The sequence below is a fragment of the Candidatus Phytoplasma phoenicium genome, from assembly GCF_001189415.1.
Classification (GTDB): Bacteria; Bacillota_I; Bacilli_A; order Acholeplasmatales; family Acholeplasmataceae; genus Phytoplasma; species Phytoplasma phoenicium.
Genome location: NZ_JPSQ01000021.1, coordinates 1 through 7,134, shown reverse-complemented (window position 1 = coordinate 7,134; position 7,134 = coordinate 1). Strand labels below are relative to the sequence as shown.

Annotated in this window: 5 protein-coding genes and 1 pseudogene; all 6 read right to left on the bottom strand. The window is 23.6% G+C overall.

The window, feature by feature from the left end:
* Nucleotides 1-466 precede the first annotated feature (466 nt).
* On the bottom strand, nucleotides 467-2,470 hold the full coding sequence (locus tag AlmWB_RS00715; protein ID WP_050337136.1) for a heavy metal translocating P-type ATPase: 2,004 nt from the start codon (nucleotides 2,468-2,470) through the stop codon (nucleotides 467-469).
* Between the two features lie 105 nt (nucleotides 2,471-2,575).
* Nucleotides 2,576-2,884, bottom strand: coding sequence for a septation regulator SpoVG (spoVG, locus tag AlmWB_RS00710; protein ID WP_050337138.1), 309 nt, complete (start codon nucleotides 2,882-2,884; stop codon nucleotides 2,576-2,578).
* 36 nt (nucleotides 2,885-2,920) lie between these two features.
* Nucleotides 2,921-3,193 (bottom strand): annotated as a pseudogene (gene spoVG, locus AlmWB_RS00705) (septation regulator SpoVG); the annotation flags it as partial.
* A gap of 123 nt (nucleotides 3,194-3,316) precedes the next feature.
* Nucleotides 3,317-4,174 (bottom strand): 16S rRNA (adenine(1518)-N(6)/adenine(1519)-N(6))-dimethyltransferase RsmA, encoded by an 858-nt coding sequence (gene rsmA / locus AlmWB_RS00700; RefSeq protein ID WP_050337134.1) that lies wholly within the window; start codon nucleotides 4,172-4,174, stop codon nucleotides 3,317-3,319.
* Between the two features lie 13 nt (nucleotides 4,175-4,187).
* Nucleotides 4,188-5,612: an HD domain-containing protein gene (locus AlmWB_RS00695; protein WP_239682421.1), complete on the bottom strand. Its 1,425-nt coding sequence runs from the start codon at nucleotides 5,610-5,612 to the stop codon at nucleotides 4,188-4,190.
* Between the two features lie 873 nt (nucleotides 5,613-6,485).
* Nucleotides 6,486-7,082, bottom strand: coding sequence for a phosphate propanoyltransferase (gene pduL, locus AlmWB_RS00690; RefSeq protein WP_050337130.1), 597 nt, complete (start codon nucleotides 7,080-7,082; stop codon nucleotides 6,486-6,488).
* Between the last annotated feature and the right edge of the window lie 52 nt (nucleotides 7,083-7,134).

Below are 7,134 nucleotides of genomic sequence, written 5' to 3'. Positions count from 1 at the left end.
AAAAATAAATTTTTTAAAAAAGTTTTTTCTCTACATATAAATATATATATAACGCCTAAAAGCAAAAAGAGCTTTGGGGGTTTTTTAACCACTTTTTTATTTTGCGGAAAAATTTACGATTTATAGATATTTTTAGATGAAAAAAATTTTTGTTATGATAAATTTTTTTATGTTAGGTATTGTTATTATTAGTGTTTTGTTTTGTTGATTTTAAAAATGTTATCTTATGCAACCTATGCATAGCATTATTGAAAAAATTGAGAGAAACATTATTTTATTTTGTCAAAAAATAATTTTTCAAACCTCGTTTTTCCTAAAAAAAAGCAAAAGACTAGTTTTTTTTAACTAGTCTTCTTGGTATTAAAGATTCATTTATTTATATAGTCTAACAAAGAGAAAAAGGGAAAGAGAGGGGGAGAAATGATATATATATTTCCAAAAGTAATTATTTTCCCAATAATCTACTTTAAAAATAAAGTCTTAAACAATTTAAGAGTACTATGATAGTACTAAATTCGTGAATCAAAACAGCCCATGGCAATTTTAACCAATCATTAGGTGAAAAATTTAAAATAGAAAGTATCAAAATAACGAATAAAGCAAAAATAATATTTTGCCAAATAATTTTTTTTAATTTACAAGATATGCGATGCATATACACAATTTTTTGTAAATCATTTTTGACTAAGACAATATCAGCAAAATCTATAGCAGCACCGCTTCCTTCTTGTAAAGAAACAGCCACATCTGCATTTGCTAAAGCTGGTAAATCATTAATACCATCGCCAACCATTACAGCAACACCATATTCTTTTTTGATTTTTTGAATATATTGAGCTTTTTCTTCAGGCAAACAATTAGCATAACATAAATCTAACTCTAAAACAGAAGTAATTTCGTTAGCTACTTGAGCATTATCGCCTGTTAACATAACAGTATAAATATTATTTTTTTTAAAATATTGAATCATTTTTACTGCTTCTGGTCGTAATAAATCTAGGATTCCTATAATTATAATAACCTTATTATTATAACTAAAATAAATAACTGTACGACCTTTTTTTAATAATTCATCAGTTTGCAGTCTTATTTCATCAGTAACATTTTCAAAAATATTATATTTAGCTACCTTATATTGATTTTGTTGAGCATCTATAGCTTCAACCCCTATGCCTAAAATATTTAAAATATTTAAATCTAAAGTCATAGTAGTAGTATCAAAAGTATAATTTTTTTTCAAATATTTTTGAATAGCAAAAGCTAAAGGATGGTTAGAATGTTTTTCCATTTCTAACAAAACATTCGAAAAAAATATTTGTTGTTCTGATGTCATCTCTGGAAGAAAAAAAAATTCTTGTACCTCTGGTTTTCCTTGTGTTAAAGTTCCAGTTTTATCAAAAAAAACTACTTGAATATCAGATAAAGTAACTAAAGATTTGCCACTTTTTAATAACATCCCTTTGCGCGCCAAGTTCGAAATAGCTGCAAAAATAGCAGGAACTTCTGCCACAGCTAAAGCACAAGGAGAAGCCACAGTTAAAAAAATCAAACTTTTAAAAAAAAGCGCTTTAAAAAGAAAATATTCAAGGAAAGGCACAGAAACAAAAACAAAAGATGATACAAAAGTAGCACTTAACCCAATAAACAACATAATTAAAGTAATAGACAAAATAACTTTAATATATAAAGGACCTATTTTTCTCATCAAAGATTCTTTTTTGATTTTTTGTTTAATATTCAAAGTTAAGTCAATAATTTTGGAAAAAATAGCTTGATCATTAGTAGTTGTCATTTCTATCACTAAATTATTGTTTAAATTAATAGTACTGCCAAAAACTTTATCGCCTTTTTTTTTATCAACAGGAATACTTTCGCCAGTAATATTAGATTCATCAATAGATGAAGCACCTTCTAAAATGATTCCATCAGAAGGAATTTGATCACCATTTAAAACAATTACTTTATCGCCCACTTTAATTTGTTGAATGGGGATAATTTCCCATTCATCATTAGATTTTAATAAACGAGCTTGCGTCGGAACAATATTTAAAAGTTTTTTGATTTCTTTTTGACTTTGATTTTCGATATATTCTTCAAATAAATCAGCAAAAGAAAAAATCATCATTAATATGATAGCATCATTATATTCTTGTAAACAAACAGCACCTAAAGCACCTAACCCCATTAAAAGGTGTATATTAGGAATAAATTTCTTTTTCTCTTTAATATTACGATAAGTTTCCACTAAACCTTCAATAACAACATGATAACTAAAAAGTAAAATAATAACGAAAGCAAGTATGGTGTAAATAATTATAAAAAAATATGGTATTTTAGATACATCTGATCGAAATCGTATAAATAAAAACAAAAGTAAAAAAAAACAGTAAAGTGTTAAACCATAAAATAAAAATTTTTTTTGTTGTTGACGTGAATTATGATCAATATATTTAATAGGACAATTAACCAAAATAAACTCCCTTCGTAATCTCTAAAAAAGAATATAAATATATTAATTTTAAAATTATAAAAAAATTTTTATTTATAAATATAAATGTATATGTAAGAAATCATTTTATTGATTATCTAAAACTTCTAGTGAAGATGATTTTTCTTCTAATGGTGTATTTTCCAACATTTGTTGAAAAGCATCTTTAATATGTTTTTCTATCATTTGTCTAGTTTCAGAATTGATTGGATGTGCAATATCTGAGTAAACACCTTTTAAATTTTTAGTACTTGGCATAGCTACGAAATTCCCATTTTGACCATTAATAATTTTAATATTGTGAACCACAAAAGAATTATTAAATGTAATCGAAGCAATTCCTTTTAAACGGCTTAGCTTTTTAGAAGATTTAGTTCTTACATCAGTAATTTGAATTGGTTTATATTCCGCTAAAATTGCTAAATCTACTTCTTTTTTTTCTTCAGATGCATCCAACATTTGTTGAAAAGTATCTTTAATATGTTTTTCTATCATTTGTCTAGTTTCAGAATTAATTGGATGTGCAATATCTAAATAAACACCTTTTAAATTTTTAGTACTTGGCATAGCTACAAAAATCCCATTTTGACCATTAATAATTTTAATATTGTGAACCACAAAAGAATTATTAAATGTAATCGAAGCAATTCCTTTTAAACGGCTTTGTCCTTTATGTAAACTTGTTCTTACATTAGTAATTTTCATTATAATTTATATTCCCCCATTAATTTGAATAGATATTTATTTTGATAAATTCAATCTTTTTTTAATACAATATGTCTACATGATATTCTAACATATATATATCCATCAATAGCAAGCATTTTTTTATGTTTTATATTTTTCAAAACGTTGAATAGGTTTTAAAAGTGAATTAATTTGAAAAAAATCAAAAAATAAAGAAGCCATTTGATGAAATTTCATGAAATTTATTTCTTCTCCCCTAATATTATAAGGAATTTGGTATTTATGAAAAAATTGTAACAAATAAGATTTTTCAATTTTAAAAAAATAATGTAAATTATTCAGTAAATTTTTTCTTTTTTGTTGAAAAGACGCTTTGACAAAAGTAAAAAAATTATTTTCAATAAAATAACGTTCTTGATCTGATAATTTTTTTTTCTCAAATTTTAAAACAATTCCATCTACTGTCGGACAAGGATAAAACATTGTTTTCTTGACAATTTTAATTTTATGAATTTTAGTCAAAGATTGGAACATAACAGTTAAAGCATTATAATTTTTATGTTTAGCAGAAGCTAATAAACGTAATCCTATTTCTTTTTGTATCATAATAGTAAAAGTTTTAATCTGAGATAAAAAAATAATTTTCAATAATAAAGGAGTAGTAATATAATAAGGTAAATTACCAATCAAAACCACATCTTCCTGTTGAAAATATTGTTGTAAATCTGCTTTTAAATCTCTTTGTAAAAAATCATCATAAATCACATCTACAGATATCTTTGTATCAAAACATAAAAAAGATTTTAAAGATGTATCAATTTCATAAAGTAAAACTTTTTTTGCCTTAGGTAAGAATAAACGCGTTAAACTGCCTTTTCCAGGGCCTACTTCCACTACGTTACGGTTATCTAAATCAGCTTGATTGATAATAAGTTTCAATAAATTAAGATCATATAAAAAATGTTGTCCATACTTTTTTTTAAATATATGTTGGTGCATAAAATAAATTCATTTAAAAATTTTTATATTTTTTTCTAAAAAAAATTTTATTATCATTATCATTGTTAGCTATTTTTTCACTTTGGATAAGACTTTTTAATAAAGGCGATACTTCATTTAATTTTTGTAATTTTCTATCTATTAAAATTTCTTCACATATTTTAATCGCATCTTTTTGAAAATCTTGTTTATAACTTTTGAGTGAACCTTTGTCTTCAAAAATAAAATATTTTATCAATTCTTTTCCTATCTCTTTTTCCATCTCTTTTTCTAATTCTTTTTTTGATTTTTTTTCTTGATAACACCAAATCTGACGATTTAAAAAATCATGACACAAATATTTTAATACAATATCATCTTCTTTTTGTAAATGCACAATTAAACCATTAACATAAAAATCATCAATTTCTAAATAAAATTTGATATAATTATCGGAAAAATGTTGTTGTGTTTGATCTAACTTTTCTTTTTCTTGCAAAAAATCTTTTAATGGTTGAAGAATATTAGCGAATTTAAAACAATATTTTTCATAAAATAAATCTTTTATTCTGAGAAAAATTTGTTTTAAAATAACAGTATATCCTAAAACTTTTGCATGACCATAAACTTGTTTATACATATGATAATAATTGATAAAATAATTTTCAATAGCTGTTACGCTACTAGCAGAAAAATAAATTTTTTGTTCACCATCTACAGTAGTTAGTATATTAATACTACGAATTAATTTATCAGTATCAATATAACCATAAATAACTCCTGTATAAAAAGCATCTCGTACTAAATAATCTAAGCGATCAAAATCCAATTTACTCGAAATTAATTTTCTAATAATTTGTAAATCTTTATTATTTTTTTTTGGTTCTAAAATTGTTGGAGTTAAAATATAAGCTAAATCTTTTTTAAAATCTCTGTCATGCACTTCGTCTAAAATATCACTAATTTCTGTATTTTTTAAGATAATTCGAGCGCTAACGAAATCATGTTCAGTTTGAAAAATATCTTCAAAAATATGAGAATAAGCACCATGACCTATATCATGTAACAAAGCAGCAGTTAATAAAAGGTATTTGTTTCTCATTTTGGATTTTTTTAGATCTTTTGAAGTTTCCGGATTAAATATATTTTTAACTTCTGGATCTTTGGAATTCATTTCTAAAAATCTTCTGGCTAATTCATATACTCCCAAACTATGTGTAAAACGAGAATGCTCTGCTCCGTGAAATACAATATTCACACAACTTAATTGCCTAATTCTTCTTAATCTTTGCATACATTTGGTATTAATTAATTTTTCTAAAAATTCATATTCAAAATAAATATAACCATAAATCAAATCACGAAAAACCACGGGTTTTGCTAATTCTTTTAATTTTGGTACGTTATTAAAATTATTATGATTAAAATAAAAATAATTTTGACTCAAATATTTTACCAATCTTTCTTAATTTTTTAATTTTTGTTCCGTGTTACAAAGTTTATTTGGGACATTGAAATGATTTACACAAAAATCTGATAATAAATGAAAATTTTTCTTAATGATGATTCAATAATTATTAGGAATATAAAATTTATTTGCAAAAATAAATTATTGTTGATTTCAACCATTTTGTATTTCAAATTCTTTTACTTTTTAAAATATTTTTTTATATATGTTATTTGACAATTACTAAAAATCAACAAATATTATAAAATAAATTCAAAAAAACCAAATCTATATATTCTAATATAACGAATATAACGAATTTTTTTATTAAATCAATTGTAATTATATTGAAAAAAAGAAATATTATGACAATAAAAAATTAAAATTAAATTAAAATAACAAAAAAATATCCAAAGTTTTGTGATAATAAATTTTCATAATAACCAAAAAAAATATTATTTTAAAATATTACCCTACAAATAGAACCAAAAAAACAAAATATTTATACCATAACAATCAACAGTAATGACACCACCCATCAATAATCAAAAAAACAACATTTGTTAATTAAGTAAATTTTATAATAGCATAAAATATTTGGTTAATAAATTTTTGAAATTACTAAAATAATAAATAATTAAAAAATCAAGTTGCTCATAAACCAAATATAATGATTGAAAATTCAGTAGAAAAGTTTTTGATTTTTTAAAAACTAAAAAATTTTCAGATAAAAAACCAAACTGTTTATTTTTAATTAAACAATTTGACTATTTTTTTATCTTTGTTTGAATCCCATTTTTCTGTGGCACAACCCCTTGTTTATTTTTTCATAAACAATTTTGTTTGTTTTATTTATCTTTAGATAATGCTTTTTACAATATAAACTTAAACAATGAGATTATGAAGCATTTCAACTTCTTCTCCAGTTTTTAATAAAAAAGCACTAGCATCATCAGTATCTAAATGACATTCTAAAACAAAACTTTCATGTACACGACATAAAACATTGCCTAAAATACCAGATTTAATACCTTTAATTTTAATATTAACTATTTGTTTATCTTTAATATTAAACATTTTGGCTTCATCAGTAGAAAAATGGATATGTCTATCAGCTATAATAACCCCTTCGGTAATTTCTAGCTGTCCTTTAGGACCAATTAAAGTTGCTTTTCCTGAATTACGAATATCTCCAGAAGAACGTACAAAAGCTTGAAATTGATATCTTAAACAATCACTTTGACTTAATTCCACTTGATCTAAATTACGTACTGGTCCTAAAATACGTACTCCTGTAAGAATTTTACCACTAGGACTCATAATATCAATTTTTTCTGTTGCAGCAAATTGACCTTTTTGTTTTAAATTTTTAAATAAAGTCAATTGGTAATTAGAAACACCAAATAAAATATCTAAAGTTTTTTGTGATAAATGCACATGTCTACCTGAAATACCTAAAGGTATAGTTTTTAATTTTTTCATATCAATATAGTGTTCCCTTTTATAATTCATTATTTTATTAAAAATTTTGTTT

What these genes read in the sequence shown, in the direction of transcription:
- rsmA (WP_050337134.1), bottom strand. Translation starts at nt 4,174, where the DNA reads ATGCACCAACATATATTTAAAAAAAAGTATGGACAACATTTTTTATAT.
- pduL (WP_050337130.1), bottom strand. Translation starts at nt 7,082, where the DNA reads ATGAAAAAATTAAAAACTATACCTTTAGGTATTTCAGGTAGACATGTG.